The sequence below is a fragment of the Xanthomonas euroxanthea genome (assembly GCF_903989455.1).
GTDB lineage: Bacteria > Pseudomonadota > Gammaproteobacteria > Xanthomonadales > Xanthomonadaceae > Xanthomonas > Xanthomonas euroxanthea.
The window spans coordinates 1552070-1569770 of sequence record NZ_LR861803.1 but is presented as its reverse complement, the minus strand read 5'-3'; the positions used below and the strand labels follow the sequence as shown (position 1 = coordinate 1569770).

12 protein-coding genes are annotated in these 17701 nt (G+C 67.0%); 2 read left to right on the top strand and 10 right to left on the bottom strand.

Features of this window, described 5'->3' with window-relative positions; all coding sequences use genetic code 11:
* Positions 1-102: 102 nt before the first annotated feature.
* The 4 genes from lepA to rpoE form a co-directional block, all read right to left on the bottom strand.
* Entirely contained in the window at positions 103-1893 is a 1791-nt protein-coding gene (lepA, locus tag H7A86_RS06720) for a translation elongation factor 4 (RefSeq protein ID WP_161960003.1), read from the bottom strand.
* A gap of 186 nt (positions 1894-2079) precedes the next feature.
* Positions 2080-3660, bottom strand: coding sequence for a DegQ family serine endoprotease (locus tag H7A86_RS06715; RefSeq protein WP_119132402.1), 1581 nt, complete (start codon positions 3658-3660; stop codon positions 2080-2082).
* Positions 3661-3769: 109 nt separating this feature from the next.
* Positions 3770-4657, bottom strand: coding sequence for a sigma-E factor negative regulatory protein (locus tag H7A86_RS06710; RefSeq protein ID WP_119132403.1), 888 nt, complete (start codon positions 4655-4657; stop codon positions 3770-3772).
* Positions 4654-5274: an RNA polymerase sigma factor RpoE gene (gene rpoE, locus H7A86_RS06705; protein WP_043908138.1), complete on the bottom strand. Its 621-nt coding sequence runs from the start codon at positions 5272-5274 to the stop codon at positions 4654-4656. Before rpoE ends, H7A86_RS06710 begins: the two co-directional genes overlap by 4 nt.
* 235 nt (positions 5275-5509) lie before the next feature.
* Here rpoE and H7A86_RS06700 point away from each other — a divergent pair, with 235 nt between their 5' ends.
* Positions 5510-7591, top strand: a complete 2082-nt coding sequence (locus tag H7A86_RS06700; protein ID WP_119132404.1) for a 3-hydroxyacyl-CoA dehydrogenase NAD-binding domain-containing protein — start codon at positions 5510-5512, stop codon at positions 7589-7591.
* A 71-nt stretch (positions 7592-7662) separates the two neighbouring features.
* On the opposite strand, the gene H7A86_RS06695 is transcribed toward H7A86_RS06700, so the two are convergent.
* The 6 genes from H7A86_RS06695 to H7A86_RS06670 all read right to left on the bottom strand — a co-directional run bounded on the left by H7A86_RS06695 (position 7663) and on the right by H7A86_RS06670 (position 15983).
* Entirely contained in the window at positions 7663-8631 is a 969-nt protein-coding gene (locus tag H7A86_RS06695; RefSeq protein WP_119132405.1) for a cation diffusion facilitator family transporter, read from the bottom strand.
* A gap of 1627 nt (positions 8632-10258) precedes the next feature.
* The gene (gene mmsB, locus H7A86_RS06690) at positions 10259-11146 is read right to left on the bottom strand and encodes a 3-hydroxyisobutyrate dehydrogenase (protein WP_119132607.1); all 888 of its coding nucleotides are present in this window, start codon (positions 11144-11146) and stop codon (positions 10259-10261) included.
* Between the two features lie 173 nt (positions 11147-11319).
* Positions 11320-12507 carry an enoyl-CoA hydratase/isomerase family protein gene (locus tag H7A86_RS06685; RefSeq protein WP_425509741.1) on the bottom strand — a complete coding sequence of 396 codons (1188 nt, stop codon included), beginning with the start codon at positions 12505-12507 and terminating at the stop codon, positions 11320-11322.
* Positions 12492-13289, bottom strand: coding sequence for an enoyl-CoA hydratase (locus tag H7A86_RS06680; RefSeq protein ID WP_119128960.1), 798 nt, complete (start codon positions 13287-13289; stop codon positions 12492-12494). The genes H7A86_RS06685 and H7A86_RS06680 overlap by 16 nt, the downstream gene beginning before the upstream one ends.
* On the bottom strand, positions 13286-14467 hold the full coding sequence (locus H7A86_RS06675; RefSeq protein WP_104650514.1) for an acyl-CoA dehydrogenase family protein: 1182 nt from the start codon (positions 14465-14467) through the stop codon (positions 13286-13288). Before H7A86_RS06675 ends, H7A86_RS06680 begins: the two co-directional genes overlap by 4 nt.
* A gap of 10 nt (positions 14468-14477) precedes the next feature.
* Positions 14478-15983 carry a CoA-acylating methylmalonate-semialdehyde dehydrogenase gene (locus tag H7A86_RS06670; RefSeq protein WP_119132606.1) on the bottom strand — a complete coding sequence of 502 codons (1506 nt, stop codon included), beginning with the start codon at positions 15981-15983 and terminating at the stop codon, positions 14478-14480.
* Positions 15984-16105: 122 nt separating this feature from the next.
* Between H7A86_RS06670 and H7A86_RS06665 the strand changes: the two genes are divergently transcribed.
* The gene (locus H7A86_RS06665; RefSeq protein WP_119132605.1) at positions 16106-17491 is read left to right on the top strand and encodes a short-chain fatty acyl-CoA regulator family protein; all 1386 of its coding nucleotides are present in this window, start codon (positions 16106-16108) and stop codon (positions 17489-17491) included.
* The last annotated feature ends 210 nt before the right edge of the window (positions 17492-17701 follow it).

The following is a 17701-nucleotide window of genomic DNA, read 5'->3' as shown; positions in this document are numbered from 1 at the left end:
ATGTTCCTTTCGGAAAGGGAATCGAGAATCGAGAATGGGGAATAGGAACAGCAGGAGCACTCGCGCCCTTACGATTCCCGATTCCCGATTTACCATTCCCAGCTACTTATCCATCTGCAAGACAGCCAGGAAGGCTTCCTGCGGAATCTCCACGCGGCCGACCTGCTTCATGCGCTTCTTGCCTTCCTTCTGCTTTTCGAGCAGCTTTTTCTTGCGCGAAACGTCGCCACCATAGCACTTGGCCAGCACGTTCTTGCGCATCGCCTTGACCGTGGAGCGCGAGATGATTTGCGAGCCCACGGCGGCCTGGATCGCCACATCGAACATCTGCCGCGGGATCAGGTCCTTCATCTTTTCGCACAGTTCGCGGCCGCGCCGGTCGGCGTAGCTGCGGTGCACGATGATCGACAGCGCATCGACCTTGTCGCCATTGATCAGCGTATCCACGCGCACGAACGGGCCGGCATCGAAACGCAGGAAGTGGTAATCCAGCGAGGCGTAGCCGCGCGAGACCGACTTGAGCTTGTCGAAGAAATCCAGCACCACTTCGGCCATCGGCAGCTCATAGCTGATCTGCACCTGGCTGCCCAGGTAGTTGATGCCGATCTGGGTGCCGCGCTTTTCTTCGCACAAGGTGATGATGTTGCCGACGTAATCGGGCGGGGTGAGGATGTTGGCGCGGATGATCGGCTCGCGAATCTCTTCGACGTTGTTGAGCGGCGGCAGCTTGGATGGATTGTCCATCGGGACGATGCTGCCGTCGGTCTTGAGCACTTCGTAGACCACGGTCGGCGCGGTCGAGATCAGGTTGAGGTTGTACTCGCGCTCCAGCCGCTCCTGCACGATCTCCATGTGCAGCATGCCGAGGAAGCCGCAACGGAAGCCGAAGCCCATCGCTTCGGAGCTTTCCGGCTCGAAGCGCAGCGCCGCATCGTTCAGGCGCAGCTTGTCCAGCGCCTCGCGCAGATCCGGGTAGTCCTCGGCATCGACCGGAAACAGGCCGGCGAACACGCGCGGCTGCATTTCCTGGAAACCGGGCAATGCATGCGGCGCCGGGTCGGCCGCCAGGGTCAGGGTGTCGCCGACCGGCGCGCCGTGCACATCCTTGATCGAGGCGTTGATCCAGCCCACTTCGCCCGCGCCCAGCGCGGCAAGCTCCTTGCGCTTGGGCGTGAACACGCCGACCTTGTCGACCAGATGGGTGCGGCCGGTGGACATCACCAGGATCTTGCTGCCCGGCTTGATCTCGCCCTGCATCACGCGCACCAGCGAGACCACGCCCAGGTAGTTGTCGAACCACGAGTCGATGATCAGCGCCTGCAGCTTGTCGGTGTCGCGGGGGGTGGGCGGCGGAATCCGCTGCACGATCGCTTCCAGCACCAGGTCGATGTTCAGACCGGTCTTGGCGCTGACCGCCACCGCGTCCTCGGCATCGATGCCGATCACCGCCTCGATCTCGGCCTTGGCCCGCTCGATGTCGGCGGTGGGCAGGTCGATCTTGTTGAGCACCGGCACCACTTCCAGGCCCTGCTCCACCGCGGTGTAGCAGTTGGCCACCGACTGCGCTTCCACGCCCTGGGCCGCATCCACCACCAGCAGCGCGCCTTCGCACGCGGCCAGCGAGCGGCTGACCTCGTAGGAGAAGTCCACATGCCCGGGGGTGTCGATGAAGTTCAGGTGGTAGACCTGCCCGTCCTTGGCCGTATACGGCAGGGACACCGACTGCGCCTTGATGGTGATGCCGCGTTCGCGCTCGATCGGGTTGGAGTCGAGCACCTGGGCCTCCATCTCGCGCGCCTGCAGGCCGCCGCACAGCTGGATGATCCGGTCGGCCAGGGTGGATTTGCCGTGGTCGACGTGGGCGATGATGGAGAAGTTGCGGATATTCCGCATTGAATCAGAGGACATTGAGGTGGGCGCCGGCGGTGCCGTCGTCAGGGTAACGCAGCATTATCGCACGCCACGGCCCCGCGGGGCCGAGAATTGGGAATCGGGAGTGGGGAATCGGAAAAGCCAGGCGAGCTCTCACCTCGCAGAGCCGCTCTTGCCATTCCCGATTCCCGATTCCCGATTCCTCCCTCAGCCGCCGGCCTTCAAGGCCACATAGCTGGTCGCCTTGCCATCGGTGACCAGCAGCATGACCACGTCGCCCTTCTTGTAGCTAGACAGGGCGCGGTTAAGGTCGGCGACGCTGCCGACCTTGGTGCGGCCGACGCGGGCGATGACCAGACCCGGCGACAACGGCGGCTGGGTGCTGCGTGCTGCCGCGCCGGTCACCGCGGCGATGCGCACGCCCTCGCCTGCTTCCAGGCCCAGGCGGCTGCGCTCGACGGCGGTCAGATCGGCCACCTGCAGGCCGAGCAGCTCCACGCTGGCGGGGGCGCCGGGCTTGGCGTCGTCGGCAGCGGTGCGCGGTGCGGCGTTGCCGGCTGGGTTGTCCAGCGTCGTCAGGGTGACCGCCACCTTGCGCGGCTTGCCATCGCGCAGCACGTCCAGGTTGACCTTGGTACCCGGCGCCATCAGCCCGATCATCGGCGGCAGGTCGCTGGCGACATCGATCGGCTTGCCGTTGACCGCGCGGATCACATCGCCCACCTCGATCCCGGCCTTGGCGGCGGGGCTACCGGGCGGGATGTCGTTGACCAGCGCGCCGCGCGTATCCGGCAGGCCCAGGCCCTGCGCCTTGAGCGAGTCGATCGGGCCGACCGCCACGCCCAGCATGCCGCGGCTCACGTGGCCGGTGGCCTTGATCTGCTCGGCGGCGCTGAAGGCCAGATCGATCGGGATCGCGAAACTGATGCCCATGTAGCCGCCGGAGGCGGAGAAGATCTGCGAATTGATGCCGACCACCTCGCCGCGCGTATTGAGCAACGGGCCACCGGAGTTGCCCTGGTTGATCGCCACGTCGGTCTGGATGAAGGGCACGTAGCGCTGGTCCGCATACGGATTGCTGCGCCCGGTAGCGCTGACGATGCCGGCGGTGACCGAGTGGTCCAGGCCGAACGGCGAGCCGATCGCCACCACCCACTGGCCCGGCTTGAGCGTGTTGGAATCACCCAGGCGCACCGTCGGCAGGCCCTTGGCGTCGATCTTGAGCAACGCCACGTCGAACTGCTCGTCGCTGCCGACCACCTTGGCCTTGAACTCGCGGCGGTCGGTCAGCTTGACGGTGACCTCGCTGGCGCCATCGACCACGTGGTGATTGGTCAGCACATAGCCGTCGGCCGAAATGATGAAGCCCGAACCCATCGACTTGCCGGCGATGCCGCCATCGTCATCGCCGCCCTGTCCCGGCCCCTGGCGCGGCCCGCCCGGCATCTGGAAATCCGGACCGAAGAAGCGACGGAAGAATTCCGGCATCTGCTCGTCGCCGGGCATCGCGCCGCCGTCCTGCCCACCCGGACCACCGCGCCGCTGGCGCGCCATGGCGTCCTTGCGGGTGATGGTGGTTTCGATATTGACCACACCCGGGCCGACCTGCTCGACCAGATTGGTGAAGTCCGGCAACCCGGCCACCAGCTGCGGCGCCGGCGTGGCGCTGCGGTTGGCGGCAATCGGGGCAACGTCCTTGGCAGCGGGCGCGGGCTGCTGCGCGCAGGCGGCCAGCGGCAAGGTCATGGCGATCAGGCCGAACATCTGGGTGCGAATGCGGTGGTTCATCAGGTTGCCTCCGATGGCAGGGCGACAGGGGCCAAAGCCCCTGCCGTTGCAGGGGTCCGGCACGATAACGGAAGGGGAAGCGCCGAACGGATGAAGAGCGGCGGCGGTATCAATCCTGCGGCGGCTGCACCGGCAGCGGCCGGCTTGGCGCAGGGCTAGCAACACCCTGCGGCGCGGGCTCGAACGGATAGAACGCGGTGCCTTGGCCGCTTTGGCGGAAGCTGGCATTGAGCGGACTGTCGCCGGCACCGGACAGCGCCGCACGCGGCCACGGGCGCGCCTGCAGGGTGGTATCCGGATGCGTGAACGGATTCGATGGCGCCGCAACGGCCGTGGCGGCCGCCGGGGCGGGAGCAGCGGATGCCAGCGCGCGGGCTGGAGCCTGCTGCTGCCGCGCAGCGATGCTGCGGGCGACCTGTTGGTTGCGCGTGGCCGCGCCACGGCGCGTGGATGCCAGCGCGGCAGCCGGCACCGCTGCGGCCAGCGCGGCGACCTCGTCGGGGGCTGCCGGGCCAGGCTCGGCCGGCCCCTTCGGCACCACGGGCGTGGTGGGAGCCTGCGCGGTGGCAGGCAGCTGTGCCACGGTGGCGAACACCGGGACCTGCGTGGCAGGCGCTGCCGTCTCCGGCAAGCGCTCGCGCGCCATGAACAAGGCGATCGCCGCAACCGATGCCGCAATCGCCGCGCCACCACCCCAGCGCCAGCGCGCCGCCGGACGCGTGGATGGCTGCGCCTGCGGCACCGGCTCATCGGCGATGGCACTGCGCACGCGCGCGGCAAAATCCAGCGGTGCCGGCGCGCTCGCCGCACCACGCAGCACATCGCCGCACAGCTGCCAGCGTTCGTGGCAGCCGGCCAGTTCTTCGTCGTGGGCCAGGCGGCGCAGCAAAAAGCGCGACTCGTCGGCGCTCAATTCGCCATCCACCAGCGCAGACAGCTGCTGGCGGTAGTGACGCTCGAACTTGTCGGTCGTGGACATGGCAGGGTTATGGCTCATACACGGTGTCGCTCACGGGTAGCGCTTTCGGTCTCCAGCAGAGGCCGCAGCTCGATGTCGATGGCCTCGCGCGCCCGGAAGATGCGCGAGCGCACCGTTCCGATCGGGCAATCCATCTTTCGCGCGATTTCGTCGTAGCTCAGCCCATCCACCTCGCGCAGGGTGATGGCCGACCGGAGCTCTTCCGGCAGGGCTTGGACCGCGCGCATCACCGTTTGTTCCAGCTCCTGTCGCATCAGTTCACGCTCCGGGGTGTCGGTATCGCGCAAGCGGGTGGCACCATCGAACTGTTCGGCATCGCTGATCTCGATATCGTCGGTGGGCGGACGGCGGTTGTGCGCAACCAGATGGTTCTTGGCAGTGTTGACGGCAATGCGGTGTAGCCAGGTATAGAACTGCGAGTCGCCGCGGAAACTGTTGATCGCCCGGTAGGCGCGCACAAACGTATCCTGGGCCACGTCCTGGCATTCGCTCCAGTCGGCGATGTAGCGCCCGATCAACGCAACGATGCGGTGCTGGTATTTGCGCACCAGCACATCGAACGCTGCGCTCTCGCCGCGCTGCACACGCCGGACCAGTTCCAGGTCAAGCTCCTGAGGTGTATCGACTTCGGCCATGTCGGGCCGCACTCCTGTCAGCCCACCGAAGTCGGGCAATGAGACAACCATTGAAGGGAAAAGTTCATACCGATCCGTACGATCGTCACGCAACAGGCTAGCTGCACCGATGCGCCACTGGCGACGCCTCGCACCAGGCGCGCGTCGCCCTGCCAACAGGTATGGGTATTTGACGTGAAGGAAACAACCTCTGGATGATAACGACCTTTCCTTATATCTCCGGACGGCCAGACGCATGCTTCCAGGTTTCGACGGGCTCCGATTCAGCCATTGGCAGGCCGACCTGCGCGAGGACGGCGTGGTCGTGCTCAGCCTTGATCGCCAGGGCGCACCGGTCAACGCATTTTCGCAGGAGGTGCTGCTCGAACTGGGCGCGCTGGTCGAACGCCTGGCGCTGGACCCGCCCAAGGGCGTGGTGCTGCGCTCGGGCAAGCCCAACGGCTTCATCGCCGGCGCCGACCTGAAGGAATTCCAGGAGTTCGACCGCAAGGGCACCGTCAACGATGCGATCCATCGCGGCCAGAGCGTCTTCCAGAAGCTGGCCGAACTGCCCTGCCCCACGGTCGCGGCGATCCATGGCTTCTGCATGGGCGGCGGCACCGAGATCGCGCTGGCGTGCCGGTATCGCGTGGCCTCCGACGATGCCGGCACCCGCATCGGCCTGCCGGAAACCAAGCTCGGCATCTTTCCCGGCTGGGGCGGCAGCGCCCGCCTGCCGCGCCTGATCGGTGCGCCGGCAGCGATGGATTTGATGCTGACCGGCCGCACCGTCGCGGCCAAGGCCGCACGCGCCATGGGCCTGGTCGACAAGGTCGCCGCGCCGGCGGTGCTGGTCGATGTCGCCGCCGCGCTGGCGCTCACCGGCAGCAAACGTCGGTTCAAGCAGCGCGCCACCGCATGGGCCACCAATACCCTGCTCGCGCGCAAGTTGCTGGCGCCGCAGATGCGCAAGCAGGTCGCACGCAAGGCGCGCAAGGAGCATTACCCGGCGCCCTACGCCTTGATCAACGTGTGGGAACGTGCCGGCGGCAGCGGCATCCAGGCGCGCCTGGCGGCCGAGCGCAAGGCGGTGGTCAAGCTCGCCAGTACGCCGACCGCACGCAACCTGATCCGCATCTTCTTTCTCACCGAGCGCCTGAAGGCGCTGGGTGGCAAGGACGCCGGCGCTGCGGCCTTGCCCCCGATTCGCCATGTGCATGTGGTCGGTGCTGGCGTGATGGGCGGCGATATCGCGGCCTGGGCGGCCTACAAGGGCTTCGAGGTGACGCTGCAGGATCGTGAGCAGCGCTTCATCGACACCGCACTGGGCCGTGGTGGCGAGTTGTTCGCCAAGCGTGTCAAGGACGAGGCCAAGCGGCCGGCAGTGGCCGCGCGCCTGCGCGGCGACCTGGCCGGTGCGGGCGTGGCGCAGGCGGACCTGGTGATCGAAGCGATCATCGAGAACCCGCAGGCCAAGCGCGAGCTGTACCAGTCCGTCGAGCCGCAGCTCAAGCCCGATGCGTTGCTGACCACCAATACCTCGTCGATTCCGTTGACCGAGTTGCGCGGGCATCTCCAGCGCCCGGCGCAGTTTGCCGGCCTGCACTACTTCAACCCGGTAGCGATGATGCCGCTGGTGGAGATCGTGCAGCACGACGGGCTGGATCCGGCCAACGTCGCGCGCCTGGCGGCATTCTGCAAGGCGCTGGACAAGTTCCCGGTACCGGTGGCCGGCACACCGGGCTTCCTGGTCAATCGCGTGCTGTTCCCGTACCTGCTCGAAGCGGCCACCGCGTATGCCGAGGGCGTGCCGGGCCCGGTGCTGGACAAGACGGCGGTCAAGTTCGGCATGCCGATGGGGCCGATCGAACTGATCGATACGGTGGGGCTGGATGTCGCCGCCGGTGTGGGCGCAGAGCTCGCGCCCTTCCTGCACCTGCCGATTCCCGCGGCACTGGCCACCGTGGAGCCGGGCAAGCGCGGCAAGAAGGACGGCCAGGGTTTGTACAAGTGGGAGAACGGGCGCGCGGTCAAGCCCGAGGTGGCCAGCGGCTACGCGGTGCCGGCAGACCTGGAAGATCGCCTGATCCTGCCGTTGCTCAACGAAGCGGTCGCCTGCCTGCACGACGGCGTGGTGGCCGATGCGGACCTGCTCGATGCGGGTGTGATCTTCGGCACCGGCTTTGCGCCGTTCCGAGGCGGCCCGATCCAGCACATCCGCAGTGTCGGCGCCGACGCGTTGCTGGAACGCCTGCTGGCTCTGCAGGCGCGCCATGGCGAGCGTTTCGCACCGCGCCCGGGCTGGGAGTCGCCGTTGCTGCGTGAGCCGGTGGCGTGACTTTTTCGCAGCCCCGATAACAAGAAGGCCGCCATTGGCGGCCTTCTTGTTTGGAGCACCAGACTCACCCATCAGTGATGATGATGCGCGCCATGCGCATGCGGGTGTTCTTGAGGGTTATCGTCCGCAGAGCCTTGCGTGGCCAGGAGCGTGCCACACGGCTCGGTGCCGCAGTCGCCGCTCTCCACCTGCAAGGTGACGTGGGAGATCTCGAAGCGCTCGTGCAGCAGCTCGGCGAGGGCGTCGCGCAGGCGGTCGCGGTCGATGGTCTCGCCGACCACCACGTGTGCGGTGAGCGCAGGCGTGCTGGAGGCCAGTGCCCAGACGTGCAGGTCGTGCACGTCCTCGACGCCGGGGTAGCTGGCCAGCGCCTGCTGCACCTGCGGCAGATCGATACCTTTGGGAACACCTTCCAGCAGCACGTTGATCGCCTCGCGCAGCAGCACCCAGGCGCGTGGCAGCACCCACAGGCCGATCAGCACGGCCAGCACCGGGTCGATCCACTGCCAGCCGGTCCAGCGGATCAGCAGCGCGCCGATGATCACCGCCACCGAGCCGAGCATGTCGCTCCAGACTTCCAGGTAGGCGCCCTTGACGTTCAGGCTCTCGCCGCTGCCGGCGTGCAGCAGCTTCATGGCGATCAGATTGATCACCAGGCCGAAGCCGGCGATCAGCAGCATGCCGCTGGAGGAAATATCCTGCGGTGCGCGAAAGCGCTGCGCGGCCTCCCACAGGATGTAAGCGCCGACCGCGAACAGCAGTGCACCGTTCGCCAGCGCGCCGAGCGCTTCCAGCCGCACATAGCCATAGGTGCGGCGCGCATCGGCAGGGCGACGGCTCAGGCGCACGGCAAGCAGGGCGATCATCAGGCCCACGGTGTCGGTGGCCATATGTGCGGCGTCAGACAATAGCGCCAGGCTGTTGGTGATGAACGCACCAATGACTTCCGCCAACAGGAACGTGGCGGTGAGCCCCAGCGCCCACCATAGCGGTGTCTCGTGGCGGATTTCGCTGGGTGCGTGGTTGTGGTCGTGTCCCATGGATGCGTTAGCCTCGTGCGATGCGCGCACCTTAGGCGCACGCGATGGCGGAGACTATTACACCCGGGCGTGATGACATCACATCACGTGGGCGTGGTGCTGCGCCTTGTTGCCCAGGCCGGGCAGCAACTTGGAGCGGCCAACAGAACCTCTCGAACGCCGCAGCGATCGCGGCAACGCGTCGGCCGCCCTCGCTTTCGTTAGCGTGTGGAGTGATGTCGTATTGGCAGTGAGATTGCTCGGATAGAAAGAGCCTGATCAGACCGCACCTCATCGGACAGCTGCGCTGCATGCACTGCCTGCCCCTGCTTGCAACCATGCGTACCGACCATCGTGACTGGTCCTTGCCCGCCCACCGTCGCGGGACCTTACGCGGCATGGATGCCGCGTAAGAGCCTACAAGGACTTACTTGCGGCCTGTCCCGCGATGGTGGGCGGGCAAGGGCCCTGCGGCAAAACCACAGCGTCGAGTGCGCGGTGCCCTCACCGCTCCAGACAGTTGGTCGACGCTCATCTGAAAAGCTGCCTGTCGTGCGGTGCGCATCAGACCTGGAGCCTATGCCTCATGATCAAGCAAAGGCACATCCGGCACTGCTCTTCCATGCACACCGACCCTCTCCACTGGCCCTTGCCCGCTCACCGTCGCGGGACCCTGAGCGGCATGGATGCCGCGCCGGAGCCTACATGGACGTACTTGCGGCGTGTCCCGCGAGGGGGGCGGGCAAGGGCCGTGCAGCCAGCTCGCAGCGTCGAGTGCGCGGTGCCCTTACCGCTCGCGGGACACGCCGTAAACCCATCCCTGGGGGCTCGGTGGCGGCATCCATGCCGCCACACGGTCCCGCAACCGGCAAGGACACCGCACCAGACAGTTGGTCGATGCTCATCTGAAAAACTGCCTGTCGTGCGGTGCGCATCAGACCTGGAGCCTATGCCTCATGATCAAGCAAAGGCACATCCGGCACTGCTCTTCCATGCACACCGACCCTCTCCACTGGCCCTTGCCCGCTCACCGTCGCGGGACCCTGAGCGGCATGGATGCCGCGCCGGAGCCTACATGGACGTACTTGCGGCGTGTCCCGCGAGGGGGGCGGGCAAGGGCCGTGCAGCCAGCTCGCAGCGTCGAGTGCGCGGTGCCCTTACCGCTCGCGGGACACGCCGTAAACCCATCCCTGGGGGCTCGGTGGCGGCATCCATGCCGCCACACGGTCCCGCAACCGGCAAGGACACCGCACCAGACAGTTGGTCGATGCTCATCTGAAAAACTGCCTGTCGTGCGGTGTGCATCGGACCTGGAGCCTATGCCTCATGATCAAGCAAAGGCACATCCGGCACTGCTCTTCCATGCACACCGACCCTCTCCACTGGCCCTTGCCCGCCTACCGTCGCGGGACCCTGAGCGGCATGGATGCCGCGCCGGAGCCTACAAGGACGTACTTGCGGCGTGTCCCGCGATGGTGGGCGGGCAAGGACCCTGCGGCAAAACCACAGCGTCGAGGGCGCGGCGCCCTCACCGCTCGCGGGACACACCGTAAACCCATCCCTGGGGGCTCGGTGCGGCATCCATGCCGTCACACGGTCCCGCACCGGCAAGGACACCGCACCAGCGTAGACGCTTTGTCAGCCGCTCTCAAACCTTGGCCACCAGCTTGATCACGCTGGAAAAATCCAGCGCGCCGTTGCCGGCTTGGCGGTTCATCGCATACAGATTGCGCGCCAGTTCGCCGAGCGGAATCGACACGCCCGCCTGCACTGCGGATTCGGCGACCAGCCCCAGGTCCTTGAGCATCAGATCGTTGCCGAATCCACCGCTGTAACCGCGCGATGCTGGTGCGTTGGGCAGCACGCCCGGCCACGGATTGCAGACTTCGGTGGCCCAGCTGCGCCCGGTGCTGACCGCCATCATCTGCGACAGCACCGCCGGGTCCAGGCCCTGTGCAACGCCGAGCGCCAGCGCCTCGCCGGTGGCGGCCATGATCACGCCCAGTGCCATGTTGTTGCATAGCTTGGCGACCTGGCCGGCACCGTTGTCGCCGACGTGGAAGATGTTCTTGCCCATCGCCTGCAACACCGGCCGCGCACGCTCCAGCACCTCTGCAGCGCCACCGACGATGAACGTCAGGCTGCCGGCCGCCGCGCCAGCGGTACCGCCGGAGACCGGCGCATCCAGCATCGCCAGGCCACGCGCCTGCGCCTCGGCGGCGAGCTTGCGTGCGCTGGCCGGTGCGATGGTGCTGCAGTCGATCACCAGGGCAGCGGCGGGAATCTGCGCCAGAATCCCGCCCTCGCCCAGGTACAGCGCTTCGACATGGCGGCTGGCCGGCAGCATCGAGATCACGATCTCGGCGTCGGCCAGGGTGTCGTGCGCGGAGCTGGCTGCATGCGCGCCGGCGGCGACCGCGGCGTCCAGCGCGGCGGGCACCAGATCGAACACCCGCAGCTGGTGCCCGGCCTTGCTCAGGTTGGCGGCCATCGGCCCGCCCATGTTGCCCAGGCCGATAAAAGCGATCTTGCTCATGGTGTGGTTTCCAGGGTTGGGTGGCCATCACCGATTGGCGCGGCCGTTGAATGGTGTGCCCGGCCGCAGCGCAGCGCGGCAAACGGGTGCAATGGCATCCCTTGGTCCTGCAGTGCGGATGCGGCTCATTGTCCGCATCCGCCAAAGACCGTTCGCAGCGGCGTGTCAGCGACTCAACTTGCACCAAGATCGGCAAGCGGATGCCGAGCAGCCGGCCAGGGCGATTGCAGGAATGCAGCCGCCCATTGCGCATCGGCCTGTTCCAGTTCGGCAGGCTGCCACTGTGGCGTGCGGTCCTTGTCGATCAACAGCGCGCGAATGCCTTCGGCAAAATCGCCGTGGGCGGCCACATGCAGCGCCACCACGTACTCGGTGCGAAAGGTGTCCGCCAACGTGCCGGTTTCCGGATGATGGCGCAGCTCCCAGGCCAGTCGCGCCGAGCCGGGGGCACCGGCTGCCAGCGTTGCGCGCGCGGCCTGCAGCCAGGCGTCCTCGCTTTGCAGTGCCAGGATTGCAGCGACCACCTCCTGTAGCGTCCGGCCTGCCACCAATTGCGCGATCAAGGCCGCATGCACCTGCAGTGGGCCCGGCTCCAGCGGTTGCGCAATCCCGTGCAGGAACGCGCCGAGCTGGGCGCGATCCTCGTCTGCATCGCCTGTCCAGGCATGTGCGCTCAAGGCTTCCAGCACTGGCCCGTATTGCGCATGCTCCAGCCGGACATCCGCAAGCCCGGCGTAGATGGCATCGCTGGCATCCAGCGGCGCACCGGTCAGTGCCAGAAACAACCCGGCAGCGTGCGGCACCCGGCGCAGCAACCAGCTGCCACCGACATCGGGAAACAGGCCGATACTGATCTCCGGCATCGCCAGCCGCGAGCGCTCGGTGACCACGCGATGGCTGGCACCGGACATCAAGCCGATGCCGCCGCCCATCACGATGCCGTGGCCCCAGCACAGCAGCGGCTTGGGATAGGTGTGGATGCGATGGTCGAGCCGATATTCCTCTTCGAAGAACGCAGCGGCATGCGCATTGGCTTGCGGCTGCGCGCGACGCTCCTGCGCATCCGGCACCGCCTCGCGATGCGCACGCATGCTCTGGTACAGCCCATGCAGGTCGCCGCCCGCGCAGAACGCTTTCTCGCCTGCGCCACGCAACACCACGCAGGCAATTTGCGCATCGTCGGCCCAGGCGCGCAGCTGTGCATCCAGCAGGCGCGTCATCTGCAACGACAGGCCGTTGAGCGTCCTGGGCGCATTCAAGGTGGCGATGCCGATGCGGTGCCCGTCGGCGCAATGACGTTGCTCGAACAGCACCGGCGCTTCTTCGGTTGGGCGCACATCCAGCATCAGCCATTGCTCCACTGCGGTGCACGCTTTTCCAGAAAGGCTGCCACTCCCTCGGCCTGATCGGGCTGCTCGAACAGGTCGACGAAGGCCTCGCGCTCTGCCACCAGCGCGGCGGCATGGGTGCCATGGCGGGTGGACTGCACCAGGCGCTTGCACGCTGCGACACTGGCCGGACTCTGCTTGCCGGCGCGCTGTGCCCAGGCGATGGCATGCGCACGTGACTCGCCCTTGCCGACCACCTCTTCCACCAGGCCGATCCGCTGTGCAGTGGCGGCATCCAGACGTTCGCCGAGCAGGATCATGCGCTTGGCCCAGCCCTCGCCAACCAGGCGCGGCAGGTTCTGGGTACCGCCGGCGCACGGCAGCAACCCGACGCTGGCTTCCGGCAAGGCCAGTTGCGCGTGTTGCTCGGCAATGCGCAGATCGCAGGCCAGTGCGCACTCCAGGCCACCGCCCATCGCATAGCCGTTGATGGCCGCGATCGACACGCCGCGAAACGCGCTCAGCGCTTCGAAGGCTTCGCCGAACCGCCGCGCCGCGGCGCGCGCATTGGCCTTGTCGCCATCGGCAAACTGCTTGAGATCAGCGCCGGCGCTGAAGAACTTCTCGCCGTCGCCGGTGATCACCAGCGCGTAGATGCTGCGGTCCGCATCCAGCGCGTGCACCAGATCGCGCAAGGCTGCAAGGCTGTGCACGGTCCAGGTATTGGCCGGCGGATTGCGCAAGGTGACGATGGCGACATGGCCATCGCGTTCGACCTGCAAGCCGGTATGCGCGCGTGTTTCCCAATCGCTCATCGCAGTTCCTCCTCGCCATTGAGCAGGTGGCGCGCAATGATCATGCGCATCACCTCGTTGGTGCCTTCCAGGATACGGTGCACGCGGCTGTCGCGCAGCAGGCGCTCGATCGGATACTCGCGGATATAGCCGTAGCCGCCGTGGATCTGCAGGGCATCGTCGCAGATCGCAAAACCGGCATCGGTGGCGAAGCGCTTGGCCATCGCGCACCACACTGTGGCATCGTGGCTGCCGGCATCGAGCTTGCGCGCAGCGGTGTGCACCATCTGCCGGGCGGCAACCAACTGCGTGGCCATGTCGGCCAGCTTGAACTGCAGGGCCTGGAAATCGGCCAGCTTCTTGCCGAACTGACGGCGCTCGCCCATGTAGCGACGCGCGGCATCCAGCGCGCCTTGCGCCGCGCCCAACGAACAGGCCGCGATATTGATGCGGCCACCGTCCAGCGCCTTCATCGCCATCTTGAAGCCCTCGCCCTCCCTGCCGAGAAGATTGCCGGCCGGAATGCGCACATTCTCGAAGCTCACCCCGCGCGTGGGCTGGCTGTTCCAACCCATCTTCTCTTCCTTGCGGCCGTAGCTGATGCCGGGCGCATCGGCAGGCACCACGAAGGCGCTGATGCCACGGGCGCCGTCGTCGCCGGTGCGGGCCATCACCACCAGCACATCGGTGGCGCCCGCGCCGGAAATGAAGGCCTTGCTGCCGTTGAGCACGTAGCTGTCGCCATCGCGCTGTGCGCGGGTCTTGAGCGAGGCCGCGTCCGAGCCGGCGCCCGGCTCGGTCAGGCAGTACGAACCCAGCTTGACGCCGCTGGTCATCGCCTCGCCCCATTGCGCGCGCACCGCGTCATTACCGTAGCTGGCGATCAACCAGGTGGCCATGTTGTGGATGCTGATGAACGCCGACGTGGACGGATCGACCGTGGCCAGTTCTTCGAACACCACCGCAGCATCGAGACGGCGCATGCCCAGGCCGCCCACGCCTTCATCGGTATACAGCCCGCAAAAGCCCAGCTCGGCCGCCTTGGCGATGGCCTCGCGCGGGAAGTGGCTTTCCGCATCCCAGCGCGCGGCGTGCGGGGCGAGTTCCTTGTCGGCGAAGTCGCGCGCAGCGGCGCGGAACGCTTCCTGCTCGTCATTCAAATCGGCCGTATTGGCGTGTAGCTGGATGGCTGCATTCATGGCGATCAGGTCACTTGAGGGAGATGGTGGTGTTGACGCCGTGGCCCAGCGTCTCGTCGTCGAACCAGCGCGCGGTCACGGTCTTGGTCTGGGTGTAGAACATCACCACCTGCTTGCCGTACGGGCCCAGGTCGCCGAGCTTGGAGGCACGCGAGCCGGTGAAGGAAAACAGCGGCACCGGCACCGGAATCGGCACGTTGATACCGACCTGGCCCACATCGATGTCCTCTTGGAAACGCCGCGCCGCCGCGCCGGACTGGGTGAACAACGCGGTGCCATTGCCGTTGGGATTGGCATTGACCAGGGCGATGGCGTCATCCAGCGTGGCGGCCTCCAGGATCACCAGCACCGGGCCGAAGATTTCCTCGTCGTAGATGCGCATGCCGGGTCTGACCCCGGAAAAGATCGTCGGGCCGACGAAGTTGCCTTGCTCGAACCCCGGCACGCTGGGCGCGCGACCATCCAGTTCCAGCGTGGCGCCCTGCTCCACGCCGGAGGCGATCAGGCCATCCACGCGCGCGCGCGCCGCGCAGGAGATCAACGGCCCGACCTCCGTGCCCGGCGCATTGCCCGCGCCCAGCTTCAGGCCCTTGGCCTTGGCCACCAGCGCCGGAATCCACTGCCGCGCCTCGCCCACCAGCACCAGCGTGGAGGCCGCCATGCAGCGCTGGCCGGCCGCACCGAAGGCCGCACCGACCATCGCGTTGAGCGTCTGTTCCTGATTGGCGTCCGGCAGCACCACGGCATGATTCTTCGCACCCATCATGCATTGCACGCGCTTGCCTGCCAGCGCGGCGCGTTGATAGACGTGCGTGCCCACCTTGGTGGAGCCCACGAACGACAGCGCCTTGATGTCCGGGTGGTCGCACAGCGCGTTGACCACGTCCTCGCCGCCATGCACGACATTGAGCACGCCCTTGGGAATGCCCGCCTCCAGCGCCAGTTCCACCAGCCGCATCGTCACCATCGGGTCCTGCTCGGATGGCTTGAGCACGAAGGTGTTGCCGGTGGCAATGGCCATCGGAAACATCCACAACGGAATCATCGCCGGGAAGTTGAACGGGGTGATGCCCGCGCACACGCCCAGCGGCTGCAGCAGGCTATAGGTGTCCACGCCGTTGGCGACGTTGTTGGCCAGCTCGCCCAGCTGCAGGTTTCCGATCGCCGCAGCGTGTTCCACCACTTCCAGCCCACGGAACACATCGCCCTCGGCATCGGCCAGGGTCTTGCCCTGCTCGGCACTCAGCAACGCGGCCAGCTCGGGCAGGTGCTCGCGGATCAACTGCTGGTACTTCAGAAAGATGCGCGCGCGCGTGCCGATCGGGGTCTTGCGCCAGCTCACGAACGCCTGGCTGGCCGCAGCCACCGCCGCGTCCACTTCGCCGGTGGTGGCAAACGGCACCTGCGCCAGCACGGATTGATCGGCCGGGTTGACCACCTCCTGCCACTGGGTGCTGGCGGAGGTGACGAACTGGCCGTCGATCAACAGGGACACGCGCGGGACGGAATCACTCATTGCAGGTTCGCTCGCAGAAGGCAGTGCAGATGCTTCGCATTGTTCGCAGCGCGAGCTGGCTTTCCCAGCCCGAGACTGCTTAATCGCGCTAAGCTGCCGCCACTCTTTTGCGAATCTTGCGAATGCCCCAGTCGCAGCTCCCGCTCCGTCACCAGCTCGGCCTGCGCCTGCAACGGCTGCGCCAGCGCCACGGCCTGACCCAGGCCGAGCTGGCGCGCCGGCTCGGCCTGTCGCCGAGCTACCTCAACCAGATCGAGCGCAACCAGCGCCCCTTGACCCTGGCGATCCAGCAACGGCTCAAGGCCACCCTGGGCGATCTCGATGGCCTGCTCGACCTGGACGACCCGGCCGCGCTGGTCGAGCCGCTGGACGAATCGCTGCGCAGCCTGGGCCACAGCCTGTCGGCCGCCGAGCTGCGTGTGCTCACCGGCAATCTGCCGCAGGTGGCCCAGGCCCTGCTGGACCTGCACCGCGCCCACCAGCACCTGCTCGAGCGCAACGCCGCGCTGGAAATACAGATCGGCGCCGACCACGCCGCGCTGCCCTCGCTGTCGCCGGGCGAGCAGGTGCGCGACTACTTCAATCGCGCGCACAACTATCTGCCGGAACTGGATGAGCGCGCCGAGGCGCTATATGCCGAACTCGGCCTGACCTCGGACAACCTGCCGCTGCGGCTGAGCCAACGCCTGGCCGACCGCCACGGCCTGCTGGTGCAGGACGCGCCCGATCTGCACAGCGACAAGCGCAGCGTGGATACGCAGGCGCGCGTGCTGTGGCTGCCGGCGCATCTGCGCCCCGGCCAGCAGGCCTTCCAGATGGCCGCGCAACTGGCCTTGCTGGAATGCGCACCGCTGCTGGACGCACGCATCGCCGATGCCGGCTTCGAGGATGCCGAGCGCATTGCACTCTCGCGCATTGGCTTGTCGAACTATTTCGCCGGCGCGCTGGTGATGCCGTACGGCGAATTCCTGCGCAGCGCCCAGCGCTCGCGCTACGACATCGAATGGCTGGCTGATCGCTTCGGCGTCGGCTTCGAGGCGGTCTGCCACCGGCTCAGCACCTTGCAGCGGCGCGGCGCGGCCGGGTTGCCGATCTTCTTCATGCGGGTCGATCGTGCCGGCAACGTGTCCAAGCGCCATTCGGCCACCGACTTCCATTTCTCGCATGTCGGCGGCGCCTGCCCGTTGTGGATCGTCTACGAGGCCTTCAACCAGCCCGACCGCATCCTCACCCAGATCGCGCGCATGCCCGATGGCCGGCGCTATTTCTGGCTGGCGCGCCAGGTCAGCAGCGGCGCGCCGGGCTATGGGCGCCCGCGCAAGACCTTTGCGCTGGCGATGGGGTGCGACCTGCGCCATGCCGATCAGCTGGTGTATGCGCGCGGCTGGGACCTGGATGCGGTGGACGATGCGGTACCGATCGGCCCCGGCTGCCTGACCTGCGAACGCAACGACTGCGTGCAGCGCGCATTTCCGGCATTGCCGCGGTTGTCTACCAGCGCGCGCTGACCCGGGACCGGGGTCCGTCGCATCGACCAGGCACGTCATTGCCCGGCGCCTGCAACTCACGCCGCAACGGTGACGAACCAGACGCTACCGCTGCAGTGCAGCATTCCAACGCGAGATAGCTCACGCAAAATGCTTCATTGGAATGGAATGACTTGCGCTTCTACCCTGAAGCGGACACATGCAGGACAGGGGGACGCCAGGGCGATCGAC